The sequence below is a fragment of the Massilia sp. genome, assembly GCF_046293535.1.
Taxonomy (GTDB): Bacteria; Pseudomonadota; Gammaproteobacteria; order Burkholderiales; family Burkholderiaceae_D; genus Telluria.
Window position 1 is genome coordinate 122,666 of sequence record NZ_JBKBOV010000002.1, and the last position, 17,514, is coordinate 140,179.

The following is a 17,514-nucleotide window of genomic DNA, read 5'->3' on the forward strand; positions in this document are numbered from 1 at the left end:
CCACTTGTAACAACATTGTCATATTCACCAACTACACTGCCTGCGCCGAGACGAGGACGCAGACCCATGGATATGAAACACAAGCCCCTGGAAGCCGAGGCCAGGAGCATTCCCGAAGGCGGCGCCTTCCTGAACCGCGAGCTGTCGCTGCTCGAGTTCAACCGCCGGGTGCTGGCCCAGGCCGAGGACCCCGCTATTCCGCTGCTCGAGCGGCTGCGCTTCCTGACCATCGTGTCGGGCAACCTCGACGAATTCTTCGAGGTGCGCGTGGCCAGCCTGCTGGCCCAGCACCAGATGGAGGCCGGCCACAACGGCATTCCGCATGCCCTCGCCAGCACCCTGGAACGCGCCAGCCTCGAGTGCCGCTCGCTGATCGAGCGCCAGTACAAGCTGTTCAACGACGAGATCCTGCCGCTGTTGTCCGAAAACGGCATCCACATGCTGCGGCGGGGCGAGCGCAACGCCGCCCAACGCGCCTGGGTCAAGCAGTTCTTCGAGCGCGAGGTGCGTCCGCTGCTCACCCCGATCGGGCTCGACCCGGCCCACCCCTTCCCGCGCGTGGTCAACAAGAGCCTGAACTTCATCGTCGAACTGGCCGGCAAGGACGCCTTCGGGCGCGGCACCGGCATCGCCATCATGAAGGCGCCGCGGGTGCTGCCGCGCGTGATCCGCTTGCCGGGCGAGCTGTCCGACAAGAAGGGGGAATCGTACTGCCTGCTGTCCTCGGTGATCCAGGCCCACCTGGCCGACCTGTTCACCGGCCGCGAGGTGCTGTCGTACTCGCAGTTCCGGGTCACCCGCAACAGCGACCTGTGGGTCGACGAGGACGAGGTCAAGAACCTGCGCCAGGCCCTGCAGAGCGAACTGCACAGCCGCAACTACGGCTTCGCGGTGCGCCTGGAGGTGGGCCGTGCCTGTCCGCCGCACCTGTCGAACTTCCTGCTGGACCAGTTCGGGATCGACCGTTCGCGCCTGTTCGCGGTGGACGGCCCGGTGAACCTCGGGCGCATGCTGGAAATCGCCAACACCAGCGACCGGTCGGCGCTGAAGTTCAAGCCCTTCACGCCGGGCTTCCCGGCCAAGCTGGTGGAACCGGACATCTTCGCCGTGCTGCGCAAGGGGGACGTGCTGCTGCACCACCCCTTCGAATCCTTCCAGCCGGTGATCGACTTCATCCAGGCGGCCGCGAACGATCCCTGCGTGGCGGCGATCAAGCAGACCATCTACCGCGCCGGCATGAACTCCGACCTGATGGAGGCGCTCATCGCCGCCGCGCGGCGCGGCAAGGAAGTCACCGTCATCGTCGAACTGATGGCGCGCTTCGACGAGGAAGCCAACATCAACTGGGCCGAGCGCCTGGAGCAGGCCGGCGCCCAGGTGGTCTACGGCGTGGTCGGCCTGAAGACCCACGCCAAGCTGGCCCTGGTGCTGCGGCGCGAGGAGAACGGGCTGCGGCGCTACGCCCACCTGGGCACCGGCAACTACAACTCGACCACCGCCAAGTTCTACACCGACTTCGGCCTGCTCACCTGCGACGACGACATCACGGCCGACGTCAACGAGGTCTTCATCCACCTCACCAGCCTGACGCGCCCGAAGCAGCTCACCAGCCTGTGGCTGGCGCCCTTCTCGCTGCAGAAGGAAATCGTGCGCGCCGTGAAGGACGAGGCGGCGATCGCGCGCGCGGGCAAGCCGGCGCGCATCATCGCGAAGATGAATTCCCTCACCGACGAATCGGTCATCCGGGCGCTGTACGAGGCCTCGCAGGCCGGCGTGCGCATCGACCTGGTCGTGCGCGGCGCCTGCTCGCTGCGTCCCGGCGTGAAGGGCCTGAGCGACAACATCAAGGTACGCTCGATCGTCGGCCGCTTCCTCGAGCACACGCGCATCTTTTACTTCCGCAACAACCTGAAGCACGACATCTACCTGTCGAGCGCCGACTGGATGAACCGCAACCTGTTCCGGCGCGTGGAGGTGGCCTTCCCGATCCGCTCGCCCGCGCTCAAGCGCCGCGTGCTGCGCGAAGGCCTGCATCCCTACCTGAAGGACAACGTCAACGCCTGGGAACTGGGCAGCGACGGCCGCTACCGGCGCAAGAAGACGCGCAATGGCCAGCAGGCCGTCAGCGCCCAGCAAGACCTCATGGAGTCGCTCGGCGCGAGCATCCACCCCCACAAGGAGAACGAGCATGGACCTGATCCTCTGGCGGCACGCCGAGGCTGAAGCGCACGTCGCCGAGGGCGAGGCTGAACTCGACCTGCGCCGCGCGCTCACGCCCAAGGGCAAGCGCCACGCCGCGCGCGTCGGCGCCTGGCTGCACCGCCAGTTGCCGGACGACGTGCGGGTGCTGAGCAGTCCGGCCAGGCGCTGCGTGCAAACCGTGGAGGCGCTGGGGCGCAACTACGAGCTGGTCGACAGCCTCGCGCCGGATTCGAGCGCGGAGGCGATCCTCGAGGCCGCGGGCTGGCCGGGGCACCGGCAACCGGCGCTGATCGTCGGCCACCAGCCGCTGCTGGGACAGGTGGCATCGATGGTGCTGTGCGGCGGGCAGCAGGACTGGCGCATCCGCAAGGCGGGGGTGTTCTGGATCACGCACAAGAACAGCGATGGCGTTCCTTATGTGAAGCTGGTGGTGGGGCCGGATTTCATCGGCCAGCTGCGCTAGCGAGTAGTGGTTCGTAGGGTGGGCGGTCACCCGCCCACGCGTTCAAATCACGGTACCGCAGCCTGCGCGACTATTCAAATTTCAGCTATCACCGCGTGGGCGGGGAACCCGCCCACCCTACGGTATCAGGTAACAATCAAATTACCCGTGCCTGGAACGGCATCCCGATCTCGTTCCACGCCCCCTCTTCCTTCTGCAGCCACGGCCCGAGCGTCGGGTGCTTCTCCAGCAGAGCGGCCGGCAATTCGAGCTCGATGCGCCCCTTCATGCGCAGGTTCAAGCCCGCCAGGTCCTCGTCGGCGCGGGCATGCATGAACACCACCGCCATGCGCAGCGCCAGCACCGCCCTGGCCACGTCCGGGTCGCCCAGCGCCTCGCGCAGCTTGCGCAGGTTGCCCTTCTGCCCCAGGATCAGCGTGGCCATCAGGCGCTGCTCGCGGGTGGTGAAACCCGCCAGGTCGGCGTGCTCGACGATGTAGGCGCCGTGCTTGTGCGCGCCCGTCATCGAGATCTGCAGGCCGACTTCGTGCAGCATCGCGCTCCAGCACAGATAGGGCTGGGCGTCCGAGGGAGCGAGCTTGTCGTAGAGCGCCGCGGCGATGCTCGCCGTGCGCAGCGCGCGCTGGCTGTCCACGCCGAAGCGGCGCATGCAGGCGCGGATGGCGGCGTCGCGGCGGTCGCGCCGGTTGGCGCGCAATTCCAGGTCGGAAAGCACGCCCAGGCGCAGGCCGGCGTTGATCGCGGTGAGCTGCTGCAGGCCGAGTTCCTGCATCACGCCGATCAGGACCGTCAGGCCGCCCGCCATCGCAGGCACGCGCTCCTTCTTGACGCCGGGCATGTCGAACGCGTCGACGTGGCCCAGCGCCAGCAGGATGTCGCGCAGGGCGTACAGGCTGGCCTGCGACATGCGGCCGTCGCCGATGCCGTTCTTGCCGATCACCTCGTTGATCGCGCGCATGGTGCCGGACGAGCCGTAGGCCGCGTCCCAGCCCTGCGCCTTGTACAGGTCGGCCGCATCCTCGAAGCGGGCGCGCGCCTCGGTGACGGCGGCCTCGAAAGCCTGCGGCGTGATGCGGCCGTCCGCGAAGAAGGCGGCCGCCTGCGGGTGGGTGCCGATGCCGAAGGATTCGACCAGGGTGATCTCGGGGCCGATGGCGGCGATCACTTCGGTCGAGCCGCCGCCGATGTCGATCACCAGGCGGCGCTCGTCCGGCCTGTCGATGGCGCGCGCCACGCCCATGTAGATCAGGCGCCCTTCTTCCTCGCCCGAGATGACCTCGATGGGATAGCCGATGGCCGCTTCCAGCCGGGGCAGCAGCAGCTCGGCGTTGCGCGCCACGCGCAGGGTGTTGGTGGCGACCACGCGCACCGCGTCCAGGGTGTACTCGGCCAGGATGGCGCGGAAGTCTTCCAGGGTCCGCACCGCGCTATCCATGGCGGCTTCGGTGAGCATGTTGTCGCGGTCCAGGCCCGCGGCCAGGCGGATCGGGTCGCGCGCGGTGCGCACGATGCGCATGCGGCCGCCCGCCGGCTCGCCGATGTGTAGCCGGAAGCTGTTGGACCCCAGGTCCACTGCTGCAAACATAGGCGCTCTCTCGCTGTGGGTGTGGGCGAAGTATACAGCCTCGGGAGCGCGCCCGGCAGACCTAGCGGCGCGCGTGCCGGCGCCGCAGCGCGTACCAGGCGCCCACCGCGACCGGCGCGCCCAGGGTCAGGCTCGACACCAGGTCCCAGACGCCGTCGCCGAACAGGGCCGCGACCAGGCCGATCGCGGTGAGCACGGCCAGCAGCACCGGCATGGCCCAGATCTGGGTGCGGGTGCGGATCATGGCGCCTCCGTGGAGCGGGCCAGCGCCGGCTCGGCGACGCCGGCCTTGCCGGCTTGCGCGGAGCGGGTCTTGCGGCTGCGCTTGAGCCACAGGTAGAGGCCGCTGCCCAGGATGAAGATGGTCGCGATGTCGAGCAAGGCCCACAGCAGCTTCATGGCCTGGCCGCCGTAGTCGCCGAAGTGCAGCGGCTGCGACAGCAGCAGCGCCGTCAGGTACCAGGGCAGCTCGCGGCGGTCGGTGATCGCGCCGGTGGCGGCATCGATCAGGACCGGCTTGTACAGGCGCGAGCTGAAGGCCTCGTCGCCGCGCATGAAGATGCCGTAATGGTGCGGGCTGCTGAAGGGCGTGCCCGGGAAGGCCACGAACGCGACCTTCATGCCCGGCTCGGCGGCTTCGGCGCGCAGGATGGCGTCGTGGATCGAGGCCATGTTGCTGACCGGCGGCTGGCCCTGGTAGGGCCCCAGCATCTCGGCCAGCTCGTTGTTCTGCCAGTACTTGAGCAGCAGGTCGGCCCAGGTGTTGACCATGCCGGTGGCGCCCACCACCAGGACCCAGACCATGGTGACGATGCCCAGCAGGTTGTGCAGGTCGAGCCATTTGATGACGCGGCTGCGCTCGCGCCGCACCTCGCCGAAATCGAGCTTGCGCATGAAGGGCGCGTACAGCACCACCCCGCTGACCACCGCGATGATCAAGAGGAAGCCCATGAAGCCCAGGAACAACTGGCCGTACAGTCCGGCGAACAGGTCCACGTGCAGGCGCAGCATGGTGGACATGAAGACGCCGCCTTCAAAGGCCGGTTCGGTAATGACCTTCGTCGTGCGGGCGTCGACCGCGATCGGCTTGTAGTGCTCGTCGTTGGGGTGGTCGCCCAGGGTGACGTTCCAGATGGCCGGTTCGTCGATTTCCTGCGACATGTACATCGCAATCTTGTTGGGGTACAGCTCCTTGGCCGAGGCCAGCACGGCGTCGATGTTGCCGCGCGGCGGATTTTCCGACAGCGCTGCCGGCAGGGCCGGGGCTTCGACGTCGGTGCCGAGCAGGTGGCCGATCTCGTGGTAGTAGATCAGCGGCAGGCCCGTCAGGCAAAGCAGCAGCATGAAGACGGTGCAGACCAGGCTGCTCCATTTGTGGATCCAGCTCCAGAGGCGCAGCTTGTTCGGGGACATAGGAAGACGGGAAAATCGTGGAGTGTGGCAAATAATAATCGTTCTCATTTACAGGCGCAACCCGAAACGGATAGAATGACAATCATTCTCATTAAGAAAAAACGAGCCCGCCCGATGAATCTGTTTCGCCTGACCCCGATCGCCCTCGCCTGCGCCGCCTTTGCGGCGCAGGCACAGGACACCCTTGTTACCGAACCCGTCGCCACCGTCGTCGTCAGCGCCTCGGCCGACGCTTCCAGCCAGGGCTTGAGCTCCGCCTATGCCGGCGGCCAGGTCGCGCGCGGCGGCCGTCTCGGCCTGCTGGGCAACGTGGACATCATGGATACCCCGTTCAACACCATGAACTACACCCAGGCCCTGATCCAGGACCAGCAGGCGCGCAGCGTGGCCGACGTGGTGCAGAACGATCCCTCGGTGCGCGTCGCGCGTGGCTTCGGCAACTACCAGGAGCTGTACGCGATCCGCGGCTTCGCCGTCAATTCGGACGACCTGGCCTACAACGGCCTGTATGGCCTGTTGCCGCGCCAGTTCGTGGCCTCGGAACTGCTCGAGCGCGTCGAGGTGCTGCGCGGCGCGAACAGCTTCGTGAATGGTGCGGCGCCGGGCGGCGGCGGCATCGGCGGCGCCATCAACCTGCTGCCCAAGCGTGCGCCGAACGCGCCGTTGACCCAGCTGACCGTGGGCGTCGAGACCGGCGGCCAGGCCTATGTCGCGACCGACTTCGCCAATCGCTTCGGCGCGGACGGACGCCTGGGCGTGCGGGTGAACGCGGTGCGGCGCGAAGGCGACACCGCGATCGACCGCGAGAACCGCGAACTGAGCCTGTATTCGGTGGGCGTGGACTACCGCGGGCGCGGCTACCGCCTGTCGGCCGACCTCGGCCACCAGGACCACCAGTTGCGCGGCGCGCGCCCGAGCGTGACCATGGCGGCCGGCGTGCCGATCATCGGCGCACCAGGCAGCGACAGCAACTACGCCCAGCCCTGGACCTACTCGGGCGAGCGCGACACCTTCGGTACCCTGCGCGGGGAAGTCGACCTTCCGGGCGGCGCGGTGGCCTGGGCCGCCTTCGGCATGCGCAGGGGCGATGAATTCAACATCATCTCCTCGCCGACCGTCACGAGCGCGGACGGCAGCGCCACCATGACCCGTTTCGACAACGCGCGCGAAGACAAGGTGCGCACCGGCGAGGCGGGCCTGCGCACCGAACTGAAGACCGGCGCGGTATCGCACAAGCTGAGCGCTTCGGTATCGGGCTTCCATTCGGAGTCGAAGAACGCCTACGGCATGAGCGATTTCGCCGGCTTCGCCTCGAACATCTACGCCCCGCGCGACGCGCTGGCGCCCTCCTCCGGCTTCTTCACCGGCGGGAACATGAGCGCCCCGCTCGTGACCGGCAAATCGATTCTTTCCAGCGTCGCCGTGGCCGATACCCTGGGCTTCATGGACGAGCGCTTGCTCGTCACCGTGGGCGCGCGCCACCAGACCATCAAGAGTTTCGGCTACGACTACAACACCGGCGCGCAGAATGCGCGCTACGACGAGAGCGAAGTGACGCCGGTGGCGGGCATCGTCTACAAACCGGTCAAGGGGGTGTCGGTCTACGCCAACTACAGCGAAGCGCTGCAGCAAGGCCCGGTGGCGGCGGGCACCGACATCGTCAACCAGGGCGAGGTGTTCGCGCCCTTCGTCTCGCGCCAGAAGGAAATCGGCGTCAAGTACGATGGCGGCAAGTTCGGAGTCACTGCGGCCGTGTTCACTACCTCGCAGCCGAGCGCCTATGTACAAGAGCGCCGCTTCGGCGTGTTCGGCGAGCAGCGCAACCGCGGCCTGGAGCTGAGCGTGTTCGGCACGCCCGCGCGCGGCCTGCGCCTGCTGGGCGGCCTCACCCTGCTGGACGCCGAGCAGCGCCGCACCGTCGGCGGCCTGAACGAAGGCAAGGATGCGATCGGCGTGCCGGGCACGCAGCTCAACCTCGGCGCCGACTGGGACGTGCCGGGCGTGCAGGGCCTGTCGCTCAACGCCCGCGCCCTGCATACCTCGACCCAGTACGCCGACGCGGCCAACACCCAGAAGCTGCCCTCGTGGTCGCGCCTGGACATCGGGGCGAACTACCTGATGCGTTTCAGGGACCGCGACCTCACCCTGCGCGCCCGCATCGACAACCTCACCGACAGGAACTACTGGGCTTCGGCGGGCGGCTATCCGGGCTTCGGCTACCTGGTGCAGGGCGCGCCGCGCAGCGTGGTGGTGTCGGCGACGGTCGACTTCTGAACGCCGCCGCCGGCTTTCATCAGAAGCGTACCTTCAGGTAGGCGGAAGGGCCCGTCAGTTTGAGGTCGAGGTCGGCGCTGCGTTCGCCGTTGCGGTGCAGGTCGATCTTCTGGATGCCGTAGTCGAGCACCAGGCCGACGTTCTTCGCCGCCATCCATTCGACGCCGGCGGCGGCATTGACCACGTGGCCCTCGACGCTGCCGCCATTGCGCTTGACCCCGCCCGCCTCGGCATACAGGCGCACCCTGTCGTTCAGGGCATGGCGCCATGCCAGCTCGATGGTCGGCGCCCACACGCTGTCGCTGGCGGAACCCGAGCCGCTCCAGTGGTAGGTTTCGAGCGGCGCTTCGGCGCGCAGGTCGGCCTCGGCCGTCGCCGAGATCTTGGCGCGCAGGTGGGCCGCGCCCAGGCCGACGCCGAAGACATTCTTGTCCGAGCCGAACCAGTATTTGTAGGCCAGGCGCGCCATCTCGATGCGCAGATTGGCGTCGGCCCGGATGCTGCCGCTGACTGGACGGCCTTCATACACCGTGGCGCCGCTCGGCGCGGCCGCGTAGTCCTCGTCGAAGCGCCAGTAATCGAAGGACAGGCCATGGCGCTCGCCGAACAGCAACTCGGCTTTCACGCGCGGCAGGGTGCCGTCGCCGAGCTTCTCGTCGGGCGTGTCGACGCGGCCGTAGCGGGTATCGCCGCCGAGGCGGATCTTCGGTTCGGCATGGAAGGCGCCGACCGACAGGCTCATGCGGTCGAGCGCCGGCGACTGCTGGGCCTGGGCCATGCCGGTGACGGCCGCGCCGAGCAGGATGGCGCCTTTCAGGAGTTGGACGGATACGACGGACGTGCGTGGTGCAAGACGGGACATGGATACTCCGATCATCAATGGTGTTATCAACAAATGTCCACCAGACTATGTCTAGCGAGACAACACCTTGATTATCGCAGTTACAAAAATGTTATCCCACACGATTGGCGAATCCTGGTTCAATAAATACACGGCGCCGCTAGTGCGGCCGCACGTCCTGCTTCAAGGCCGCCAAGGCCATCTTCTCCACCAGTCCCGGCGCCAGCAGCTTCAGGAAACGCCCGATCTTTCCCTTGGCCGTCATCACGACCTCGCGCCGGCGCGCTTCCATTCCGTCGATGATCAGGCGCGCGCATTCCTCCACGCTCATGGCGCCCTCTTCCTTCAAGGCGCTGGAACCCATCGGTTCGCCCTGCGCATTGAAGCCGCGGTAGCGGATCCTGGTTGCCACCACGCCCGGATAGGCGGTGGTGACGGACACCCCGTACCCTTTCATTTCGGCGCGCAGCGCCTCGAAAAAGCCGGTCATGGCGAACTTGGTGGCGCTGTAGGCGGTGCGCCCGGGCACCCCGACCAGGCCGGCGAGCGAGGACACGGCCACGATCCTGCCTGTTGACGCCTTCAGCGCCGGCAGCGCGGCCTGGGTGCACCAGACTGCGCCCCACAGGTTCACGCGCATCAGCTCCTCGTACCAGGCCAGGTCTTCGACTTCCTCGAACAGCGCATGGGCCGAGCGGCCGGCATTGTTGACCAGCACGTCGATGCGTCCGAAACGCTCGAGGGCGCTGACCACCAGGCGCCGGCACTGGATCTGCACGCCGACGTCGGTCGGCACCACCAGCGTCTGCGCGCCCAGCGCGGCGCATTCGCCGGCCACCGCCTCGAGCTGCGTCGCATTGCGTGCGGCGAGTACCAGCGCCACCCCTGCCCCCTCCTTCGCGGCCAGCTGGCGCGCCATCTCGGCGCCGATGCCGCTTGATGCGCCGGTGACGATCACCACACGCGTCATCGCAGGATGTCCGGTTGCTGCGACTTCACGATCTGCAGTGCGCTCGCGATCACGCTGCTCATGTCGCCCATGTTGGCCGGCACGATCAAGGAGTTGTTGGTCTTGGCCAGCTTGCCGAAGGCGTCCACGTAGTGCTCGGCCACGCGCAGGTTGACGGCGTCCATGCCGCCCGGCTCGCGGATCGCCGCGCCCACCTGGCGCAGCGCCGCGGCGCTGGCCTCGGCCAGCGCGACGATGGCGCTGGCTTCGCCTTGGGCGCGGTTGATCGCGGCCTGGCGCTCGCCTTCGGAACGGGCGATCGCCGCTTCGCGCTCGCCTGACGCAATGTTGATCTGCTCCTGGCGCCGGCCTTCGGAGGCGGCGATCAGGGCGCGCTTTTCGCGTTCGGCCGTGATCTGGCGCTGCATCGCGTGCAGGATCTCGGCCGGCGGGGTGAGGTCCTTGATCTCGTAGCGCAGCACCTTGACGCCCCAGTTGGCGGCCGACTCGTCGATCGCGTTGACGATGGTGGTGTTGATGTGGTCGCGCTCCTCAAAAGTCTTGTCCAGCTCCATCTTGCCGATCACCGAACGCAGCGTGGTCTGGGCCAGCTGGGTGATGGCCTGGATGTAGTTCGACGAGCCGTAGGAAGCGCGCATGGCGTCGGTCACCTGGAAGTACAGGATGCCGTCGACCTGCAGCTGGGTGTTGTCGCGCGTGATGCAGACTTGCGGCGGCACGTCGAGCGGGATCTCCTTGAGGCTGTGCTTGTAGGCGATGCGGTCGATGAAGGGCACCACGATGTTCAGGCCCGGCGCCAGCACGGCGTGGAACTTGCCGAGGCGCTCGACCACCCAGGCGTGCTGCTGCGGCACCACGTTGATGGTCTTGAAGATGAATACCAGCGCAATGATGAAGATGACGAGCGCCACTGTGCCGAAGGTGAATTCCATGAGCATCCCTTATAGATGAGTTGTAATTATTAGCTTATCTTATGAATTGGCGACAATCAGGCGATTGCCGAGCACCTCGACGATGCGGTAATCGCCCGCTTCCGGGTGTGCGCCCGGGCCGAGTTCGACGTCCCACAGCGCGCCGCGGTACATCACGCGGGCGCGGCCGTCCTGCCACTGGGGCACGGCGACGCGCTGGCCGATGTCGAGGTTGACGTTGCGGTCGCGTGTCGCTTGGGCCTTCGCCGGCTTGCCGAAGCGGCTGCGGTGCAGGATCGCGGTGGCGGCCAGGCCGACGGCGGCCGCCGCCAGGGTCTGCACCGGGCCGCTCGCACCACTCCACGCGGCAAGCGCGCCCGCGCTGACGCCGATCGCGATCATCAAGAGGTAAAAGGTGCCGATGAACAGTTCGGCAATCACGAGGACGCCGGCGGCCACCAGCCAGCCCATCCAGTCAGTCATCTGCTCTCTCCCGAGGTGGTGAAAAAAGTAAAAAACCCCCGCGACCTGCGACAGGCGGCGAGGGCTCAACGATGTCGATGCGCTTGATGATCGTGTGCTTTCTTGCAAAGAGTGATCGATGCCAGTGTAGCAGGGTTGTACAGGATTGGAAGGCCTCGGGCGGCGTTTATCGCAGGCGCATGAACGGGGCCCATCCGAAGGCCGCAAGGCGCGCCTGAACGACGGACGCAAGAAAAAACCCCGCTGCCTGACGGCGGGCGGGGTTGCGGACGGAACCTCGCGCGCTTACTTGGCGGCCAGCTTCTGCCAGGTCTCGATCACCGAGTCCGGATTGAGCGACATCGACTCGATGCCCTCGCCCACCAGCCACTCGGCGAAGTCCGGATTGTCCGACGGCCCCTGGCCGCAGATGCCGATGTACTTGCCCTGGGCGCGGCAGGCCTTGATGGCCAGGCTCAGCATGGCTTTCACGGCCGGGTCGCGCTCGTCGAAGTCCTTGGCCAGCAGTTCCATGCCGGAGTCGCGGTCCAGGCCCAGGGTGAGCTGGGTCAGGTCGTTCGAACCGATCGAGAAGCCGTCGAAGTACTGCAGGAACTGTTCGGCCAGGATCGCGTTGGACGGCACCTCGCACATCATGATGACGCGCAGGCCGTTCTCGCCGCGCTTCAGGCCATACTTGGCCAATAGGTCGATGACCTTCTCGGCCTGGCCCAGGGTGCGTACGAACGGAATCATGATCTCGACGTTGGTCAGGCCCATGTCTTCGCGCACGCGTTTCATGGCCAGGCATTCCATCTCGAAGCTCTCCGCGAAGTCCTCGGCCAGGTAGCGGGCGGCGCCGCGGAAGCCCAGCATCGGGTTTTCTTCGTCCGGCTCGTAGCGCGAGCCGCCGATCAGCTTCTTGTACTCGTTCGACTTGAAGTCGGACAGGCGCACGATCACCGGCTTGGGCCAGAAGGCCGCGGCGATGGTCGCAACACCCTCGGCCAGCTTGTCGACATAAAAGGCGCGCGGCGAGGCGTGGCCGCGCGCCACCGACTCCACCGCTTTCTTGAGGTCGGCGTCGATGTTCGGGTACTCGAGAATCGCCTTCGGGTGCACGCCGATGTTGTTGTTGATGATGAACTCGAGGCGTGCCAGGCCGACGCCGGCGTTCGGCACCGACTGGAAATCGAAGGCCAGCTGCGGATTGCCGACGTTGAGCATGATCTTGGTCGGGATCGGCGGCAGTTCGCCGCGCGCGACTTCGGTGATCTCGGTTTCCAGCAGGCCGTCGTAGATCTTGCCCTCGTCGCCTTCGGCGCACGAGACGGTGACGAACGTGCCGTCCTTCAGCGCCTCGGTGGCGTCGCCGCAGCCAACCACGGCCGGCACGCCCAGCTCGCGCGCGATGATGGCCGCGTGGCAGGTGCGCCCGCCGCGGTTGGTGACGATCGCCGAGGCGCGCTTCATCACCGGTTCCCAGTTCGGGTCGGTCATGTCGGCAACCAGGACGTCGCCCGGCTGCACGCGTTCCATCTCGCTCGGGTCGTGGATCACGCGCACCGGACCGGCGCCGATCTTCTGGCCGATCGCGCGACCGCTCGTGAGCACGGTGCCGGTGCCCTTCAGGCTGAAGCGCTGCTGGGCGTCGGTGGCCTTCTGCTGCGACTTCACGGTTTCCGGACGCGCCTGCAGGATGTAGAGCTTGCCGTCGCGGCCATCCTTGCCCCACTCGATGTCCATCGGACGGCCATAGTGGTTCTGGATGATGACGGCGTACTTGGCCAGCTCGACCACCTCGGCATCGCTCAGCGAATAACGGTTGCGCATCTCGATCGGCACGTCGACGGTACGCACCGAACGGCCGGCCTTGGCCTCGTTGGTGAATTCCATCTTGATGAGTTTCGAGCCGATGTTGCGGCGGATGACCGGGAGCTTGCCCTGGGCCAGCATCGGCTTGTGGACGTAGAACTCGTCCGGGTTCACCGCGCCCTGCACCACCGTCTCGCCCAGGCCGTAGCTGGAAGTGACGAAGACCACGTCCTTGAAGCCCGATTCGGTATCGATGGTGAACATCACGCCGGCCGCGCCGGTGTCGGAGCGCACCATGCGCTGCACGCCGGCCGACAGCGCGACTTCGGCGTGGGTGAAGCCTTTATGGACGCGGTAGGAGATCGCGCGGTCGTTGTAGAGGGAAGCGAAGACGTGCTTCATGGCTTCCAGCACGTTGTCGATGCCGACCACGTTCAGGAAGGTTTCCTGCTGGCCCGCGAAAGACGCGTCCGGCAAGTCCTCGGCGGTGGCCGAGGAACGCACGGCGAAGGAGACTTCGGTCTCGGAGTCGGCCACCAGGCGCTCGTAGAAGCGGCGGATCTCCTGTTCCAGGCGCGGCTGGAACGGGGTGTCGACGATCCACTGGCGGATCTCGGCGCCGGCCGCGGCCAGCGCGCGCACGTCGTCGATGTCCAGGCCTTCCAGGCGCGTGGCGATGCGCTGGGCGAGCGAAGGCCCGCCATCGCTGTGTTCCAGGAAGTCGCGGAAAGCGTCGGCCGTGGTGGCGAAGCCGCCCGGCACGCGCACGCCGGCGCTGGCCAGCTGCGAGATCATTTCGCCGAGCGAGGCGTTCTTGCCGCCGACCGACTCGACGTCGGTCATGCGCAAGTTCTCGAACGACGCTACATAGACCCTTGACGCTTGTTCAGTCTCCTTCAATGCTGCTACAGACAGGTTAGTCATGGTAAAACACCCTTACTTGATGATAGAAACCTTTTGGTAGCGCTGGGACGGAGTGTTCTTGTTATTCTGGCCGTCGTGCAGCACAATGCAGACCCGTTGCCGAGCATTTTACCGCGTGCGCGCCAGACCATGCTGCAACTTTGTCAGGCCGACTTAGCATTCAGACACCATGACCGTAGAAATCACCGCCCCGCCCGCCCCCGGTTCCGCCCCCTCCTCGCGCACCGTCTTCTTCGTCTCGGACGGCACCGGCATCACGGCGGAAACCTTCGGCCACGCCGTCCTGAGCCAGTTCGAGATGCGCTTCCGCCAGATCCGCCTGCCCTTCATCGACTCGGTCGAGAAGGCGCACGAGGCCGCGCGCCGCATCAACGACAGCTTCGCGCGCGACGGTCAACGCCCCATCGTGTTCTCGACCCTGGTCAAGCACGACCTGTCGAGCATCATCCGGGCCGCGCGCGGCATGCACATGGACCTGTTCCAGACCTTCGTCTCGCCGCTCGAGCAGGAACTGGGCGTGAAGTCGACCCACACGATCGGCCGCATCCACAATGCGGTGGACACCGAGGAATACAAGAACCGGATCGAAGCGATCAACTTCTCGCTCGCCCATGACGACGGTCAGTCGCACAAGAACCTGGCCGAGGCCGACGTGATCCTGGTCGGGGTCTCGCGCTCCGGCAAGACCCCGACCAGCCTCTACCTGGCGATGCAATACGGCCTGAAGGCGGCGAACTATCCCCTGATTCCCGACGACTTCGAGCGCGGCAAACTGCCTTCTTCGCTGCCACCATTCAAGGCCAAGCTGTTCGGGCTGACCATCACGCCCGAGCGCCTCTCGCAGATCCGGAACGAGCGCCGTGCCGGCAGCAAGTACGCCTCGATCGAGAATTGCCGCTATGAAGTGAACGAGGCCGAAGCGATGATGCGCCGCGAAGGCATCCGCTGGCTGTCCTCGACCACCAAGTCGATCGAGGAAATCGCGACCACGATCCTGCAAGAGATCAAGCCGGACCGGCGCGAGTACTAAAGGTCTGCGAAAGCGGTGTCGCCAACGCAGGGGGCGCTCAAGGTCCCACCGCCATTGAGCGCGCCGTTCGCGCGACTCCAGGCGCTAGCGCGCGATTCGCTGCGATTCCCGGATGGCACGGCGGCGCCCGCTGGGCTTTCGCCTGGAGCAGCTATGCTGTTAGCGGGCGGCCTTACCGAACACGCGGCTGTGCCAATACATCTGTGGTGCGGCAAACCAGCTTTCGTTCCTCGTCGTTCGAAATTGAGCAAGTTGGGCCATCGATATCTGATAGCGACTGAACAAAGCCAACGGGTCTCTGAGGGAGGCCTGGGATAGGTTCCGTCTGACCACCAAGGTATCCTGTTCCCACCGGAGGACACCGGAAATCTCCATCGCCCACTCAAACAGATGCTTCTCGTCGCGCTGCGAACCGAATCGCACGCCCGAACAGTCGAGATGGATCATTCATTTCCTTATTCTTCTGCGCCCGCTCCTGGCCGACAGCGGACGATGGTATGGCTCCGTGCACGAGCATGTCGCCGCTGGCGCCAGCAACCGCATTTGCCAGGGGTCCTGAAAGCCGAATCAGAAGAAGTGCCGCCAGTCCTCGAGCCAGCCAGGGAATGCCCCAGCCTCCATCGGATTGGCGATGTGGTAGCCCTGGGCATAGGTGCAGCCGAGGTTCTGCAGAAAATCCCAGTCCTGGCGCGTTTCCACGCCGACCGCGACCGACATGCGGTCCAGGCTGTGCGCCAGGCCGAGGCAGGAGCGCAGCACCGTGCCCAGCGGGCGGCGCTTGGAGGCGCCGTCGACGAAGCTGCGGTCGATCTTCAGTTCGCTGAACGGGATGCGCGCCAGCAGCTGCAGGTTCGAGCGGCCGGTGCCGTAGTCGTCGATCGCCAGGCCGAAGCCCATCATGCGCAGGCGCACCAGGCGCTCGATGAACTCGGGGTCGGTTCCCAGCACCGAGGATTCGGGGATTTCGAAGCTCAGGTATTCGGGCAGGATGCGGTGGCGCCCGACGCAGGCGGTGATCTGGCGCACGAAGGCCGGGTGCGCCAGGGTCTCGGGCGCGAGGTTCAGGCTGATCGGGACGGGAATGCCCTGGTCCTGGAACCAGCGGCAGCGCTCGCTGGAGAGCTCGATCATGCTCCAGTCGAGGAAATCGACCCGGTTGTTCTGCTCCAGCGCGTCGATGAAGGAGCCCGGCCCCAGCACGCCGTGCTCGGGATGGCGCCAGCGCGCGAAGGCTTCCAGGCCCTTCACCTGGCCGGTGGCGAGCTCGATCTTGGGCTGGAAGAAGGGTTCGAACTGGCGCTGCTGCAGGCCGATGCCGATTTCCTGGAAGGAAAAGCGCGGGCCGGCCGCGGCGGCGCCGCCTTTTGCCAAGGGCGCGTAGTTCTCGAGCAGGGATTTGAGCTTGGCCGGGCCGACCGGCTTTCCGATCGTGCCCAGCAGGTCGACGCCGTAGGCCTGGGCCAGGGTCTCGACCGAGAACAGCAATCCGGCAGGTTGGGCGCCGGTGACGATCAGGCGCAGGCCCTCGGCCAGGGCGCCCGGCGCCGCGTGCAGCGCGCCCAGCTTGCGGATCAGCTCCAGGCCGTCCATGCCCGGCAGCGCCAGGTCGACGATCGCGACGTCCACCTGCGGGGTGAAGCCGGCTTCCAGGTGCTGCAGCGCCAGGTGGCCGTCGGGCACGTCGGTCACGCGGCGCGCGCCCAACTGGCCGAGCAGCTCCACCAGCATCCTGCGCTGGGCCGCGTCGGCTTCCGCCACCAGGAAGTGCAAATGCGCGATGTCCATCTTTACTCCAATCAATCAGCCTCCAGATTACCCTGAAGGCCGAGCCGCCGTCTATGCCTGCGTTTGCCGCAGCTGCTCGAAAAAGCACACGGCGGCGCAGGCGGCCACGTTCAGCGACTCCACCTTGCCGGCATGGGGGACGGCGACCCGGTGGGTGGCCAGTTCGAGCAGTTCCTGCGAGACGCCCTGCCCTTCGTGGCCCAGCACCCAGGCGACCGGGCGGCGCAGGTCGAGCGCGTACAGCCGTTCAGCCGCATAACCGCTGGTGGCCAGCACCGGGATGCGGGCGGCGCGCACCAGGGGCGCGAGCTCGATGTTCTCGAAGATGTCGAGCACGAAGTGGGCGCCCATCGCGGCGCGCAGCACCTTGGGCGACCAGCAGAAGGCGGTGCCCGGGCTGCAATAGACCTGCTTGATGCCGGAGGCGGCAGCGCTGCGCAGGATCGAGCCGACGTTGCCCGGGTCCTGCACGCCGTCGAGCAGCACGCTCGATTCCACCAGGCCGGGCGCCTTCGAGGGCACGGGCGAGGCGACGATGAACACGATGTGCACGCCGTGCTCGACCTGGCTGATGGCGCCGAACAGCGCGTCCGGCAGCACGCTCACGTGCGCGTGCATGGCCTCGACGCGCGCCACGATGGCGGCGACCTCGGGATTGCCCAGCGCCCCTTCGGACACCACGCAATGCTCGGGGGCGCCGCGCAGTTCGAGCCAGCTCTGGCACAGGTGCACGCCGTCGAGCAGGCTGCGGTTCGCCTTGCGGCGCGCCTGCGAACTGGTGGCGAGTCCCTTCAGTTCCTTGTAAAACGCGTTGTCGCGCGAGCTGATGTGCTTCACGA

The 17,514-nt window shown here is 66.7% G+C and carries 15 protein-coding genes; 4 read left to right on the top strand and 11 right to left on the bottom strand.

Annotated features, from left to right (window positions below; all coding sequences use genetic code 11):
• The first annotated feature begins 66 nt into the window (after positions 1 to 66).
• A complete protein-coding gene (gene ppk1 / locus ACK4S9_RS01920) occupies positions 67 to 2,223 on the top strand; it encodes a polyphosphate kinase 1 (protein ID WP_409720742.1) in 2,157 nt (718 codons plus the stop codon).
• The gene (locus ACK4S9_RS01925; protein ID WP_409720744.1) at positions 2,189 to 2,665 is read left to right on the top strand and encodes a SixA phosphatase family protein; all 477 of its coding nucleotides are present in this window, start codon (positions 2,189 to 2,191) and stop codon (positions 2,663 to 2,665) included. Before ppk1 ends, ACK4S9_RS01925 begins: the two co-directional genes overlap by 35 nt.
• 136 nt (positions 2,666 to 2,801) lie before the next feature.
• Here ACK4S9_RS01925 and ACK4S9_RS01930 read toward each other — a convergent pair whose 3' ends face one another.
• From ACK4S9_RS01930 to ACK4S9_RS01940, 3 genes are all read right to left on the bottom strand, one after another.
• Positions 2,802 to 4,250, bottom strand: coding sequence for a Ppx/GppA family phosphatase (locus tag ACK4S9_RS01930; RefSeq protein ID WP_409720746.1), 1,449 nt, complete (start codon positions 4,248 to 4,250; stop codon positions 2,802 to 2,804).
• Between the two features lie 61 nt (positions 4,251 to 4,311).
• Complete coding sequence (locus ACK4S9_RS01935) at positions 4,312 to 4,494, bottom strand: hypothetical protein (RefSeq protein ID WP_409720748.1); 183 nt, start codon at positions 4,492 to 4,494, stop codon at positions 4,312 to 4,314.
• A complete protein-coding gene (locus tag ACK4S9_RS01940; protein WP_409720750.1) occupies positions 4,491 to 5,663 on the bottom strand; it encodes a PepSY-associated TM helix domain-containing protein in 1,173 nt (390 codons plus the stop codon). The genes ACK4S9_RS01935 and ACK4S9_RS01940 overlap by 4 nt, the downstream gene beginning before the upstream one ends.
• Positions 5,664 to 5,777: 114 nt before the next feature.
• Here ACK4S9_RS01940 and ACK4S9_RS01945 point away from each other — a divergent pair, with 114 nt between their 5' ends.
• Positions 5,778 to 7,937: a TonB-dependent receptor gene (locus ACK4S9_RS01945; protein ID WP_409720752.1), complete on the top strand. Its 2,160-nt coding sequence runs from the start codon at positions 5,778 to 5,780 to the stop codon at positions 7,935 to 7,937.
• A gap of 19 nt (positions 7,938 to 7,956) precedes the next feature.
• Here the strand turns inward: ACK4S9_RS01945 and ACK4S9_RS01950 are convergent, their stop codons facing one another.
• The 5 genes from ACK4S9_RS01950 to ppsA form a co-directional block, all read right to left on the bottom strand.
• Positions 7,957 to 8,799 (bottom strand): hypothetical protein, encoded by an 843-nt coding sequence (locus tag ACK4S9_RS01950; protein ID WP_409720754.1) that lies wholly within the window; start codon positions 8,797 to 8,799, stop codon positions 7,957 to 7,959.
• Positions 8,800 to 8,938: 139 nt separating this feature from the next.
• Complete coding sequence (locus tag ACK4S9_RS01955) at positions 8,939 to 9,748, bottom strand: SDR family oxidoreductase (protein ID WP_409720756.1); 810 nt, start codon at positions 9,746 to 9,748, stop codon at positions 8,939 to 8,941.
• Positions 9,745 to 10,680 (bottom strand): SPFH domain-containing protein, encoded by a 936-nt coding sequence (locus ACK4S9_RS01960; RefSeq protein WP_409720758.1) that lies wholly within the window; start codon positions 10,678 to 10,680, stop codon positions 9,745 to 9,747. Before ACK4S9_RS01960 ends, ACK4S9_RS01955 begins: the two co-directional genes overlap by 4 nt.
• Before the next feature lie 39 nt (positions 10,681 to 10,719).
• Complete coding sequence (locus tag ACK4S9_RS01965) at positions 10,720 to 11,142, bottom strand: NfeD family protein (RefSeq protein WP_409720760.1); 423 nt, start codon at positions 11,140 to 11,142, stop codon at positions 10,720 to 10,722.
• A 285-nt stretch (positions 11,143 to 11,427) separates the two neighbouring features.
• Positions 11,428 to 13,860 (bottom strand): phosphoenolpyruvate synthase, encoded by a 2,433-nt coding sequence (gene ppsA, locus ACK4S9_RS01970; protein ID WP_409720762.1) that lies wholly within the window; start codon positions 13,858 to 13,860, stop codon positions 11,428 to 11,430.
• Positions 13,861 to 14,029: 169 nt separating this feature from the next.
• Between ppsA and ACK4S9_RS01975 the strand changes: the two genes are divergently transcribed.
• Positions 14,030 to 14,890 carry a pyruvate, water dikinase regulatory protein gene (locus ACK4S9_RS01975; protein WP_409720764.1) on the top strand — a complete coding sequence of 287 codons (861 nt, stop codon included), beginning with the start codon at positions 14,030 to 14,032 and terminating at the stop codon, positions 14,888 to 14,890.
• A gap of 159 nt (positions 14,891 to 15,049) precedes the next feature.
• Here ACK4S9_RS01975 and ACK4S9_RS01980 read toward each other — a convergent pair whose 3' ends face one another.
• The 3 genes from ACK4S9_RS01980 to ACK4S9_RS01990 form a co-directional block, all read right to left on the bottom strand.
• Positions 15,050 to 15,337, bottom strand: coding sequence for a hypothetical protein (locus tag ACK4S9_RS01980; protein ID WP_409720766.1), 288 nt, complete (start codon positions 15,335 to 15,337; stop codon positions 15,050 to 15,052).
• 120 nt (positions 15,338 to 15,457) lie between these two features.
• On the bottom strand, positions 15,458 to 16,675 hold the full coding sequence (locus tag ACK4S9_RS01985) for an EAL domain-containing protein (RefSeq protein WP_409720768.1): 1,218 nt from the start codon (positions 16,673 to 16,675) through the stop codon (positions 15,458 to 15,460).
• Between the two features lie 51 nt (positions 16,676 to 16,726).
• The gene (locus ACK4S9_RS01990; protein WP_409720770.1) at positions 16,727 to 17,512 is read right to left on the bottom strand and encodes a TrmH family RNA methyltransferase; all 786 of its coding nucleotides are present in this window, start codon (positions 17,510 to 17,512) and stop codon (positions 16,727 to 16,729) included.
• Between the last annotated feature and the right edge of the window lie 2 nt (positions 17,513 to 17,514).

Excerpts from the sequence above, each read along its gene's own strand:
- ACK4S9_RS01940 (WP_409720750.1), bottom strand. The coding sequence starts at position 5,663 with ATGTCCCCGAACAAGCTGCGCCTCTGGAGCTGGATCCACAAATGGAGC.
- ACK4S9_RS01950 (WP_409720754.1), bottom strand. The coding sequence starts at position 8,799 with ATGTCCCGTCTTGCACCACGCACGTCCGTCGTATCCGTCCAACTCCTG.
- ACK4S9_RS01945 (WP_409720752.1), top strand. The coding sequence starts at position 5,778 with ATGAATCTGTTTCGCCTGACCCCGATCGCCCTCGCCTGCGCCGCCTTT.
- ppsA (WP_409720762.1), bottom strand. The coding sequence starts at position 13,860 with ATGACTAACCTGTCTGTAGCAGCATTGAAGGAGACTGAACAAGCGTCA.
- ppk1 (WP_409720742.1), top strand. The coding sequence starts at position 67 with ATGGATATGAAACACAAGCCCCTGGAAGCCGAGGCCAGGAGCATTCCC.
- ACK4S9_RS01975 (WP_409720764.1), top strand. The coding sequence starts at position 14,030 with ATGACCGTAGAAATCACCGCCCCGCCCGCCCCCGGTTCCGCCCCCTCC.
- ACK4S9_RS01935 (WP_409720748.1), bottom strand. The coding sequence starts at position 4,494 with ATGATCCGCACCCGCACCCAGATCTGGGCCATGCCGGTGCTGCTGGCC.
- ACK4S9_RS01955 (WP_409720756.1), bottom strand. The coding sequence starts at position 9,748 with ATGACGCGTGTGGTGATCGTCACCGGCGCATCAAGCGGCATCGGCGCC.
- ACK4S9_RS01980 (WP_409720766.1), bottom strand. The coding sequence starts at position 15,337 with ATGATCCATCTCGACTGTTCGGGCGTGCGATTCGGTTCGCAGCGCGAC.
- ACK4S9_RS01930 (WP_409720746.1), bottom strand. The coding sequence starts at position 4,250 with ATGTTTGCAGCAGTGGACCTGGGGTCCAACAGCTTCCGGCTACACATC.
- ACK4S9_RS01965 (WP_409720760.1), bottom strand. The coding sequence starts at position 11,142 with ATGACTGACTGGATGGGCTGGCTGGTGGCCGCCGGCGTCCTCGTGATT.
- ACK4S9_RS01925 (WP_409720744.1), top strand. The coding sequence starts at position 2,189 with ATGGACCTGATCCTCTGGCGGCACGCCGAGGCTGAAGCGCACGTCGCC.
- ACK4S9_RS01985 (WP_409720768.1), bottom strand. The coding sequence starts at position 16,675 with ATGGACATCGCGCATTTGCACTTCCTGGTGGCGGAAGCCGACGCGGCC.
- ACK4S9_RS01960 (WP_409720758.1), bottom strand. The coding sequence starts at position 10,680 with ATGGAATTCACCTTCGGCACAGTGGCGCTCGTCATCTTCATCATTGCG.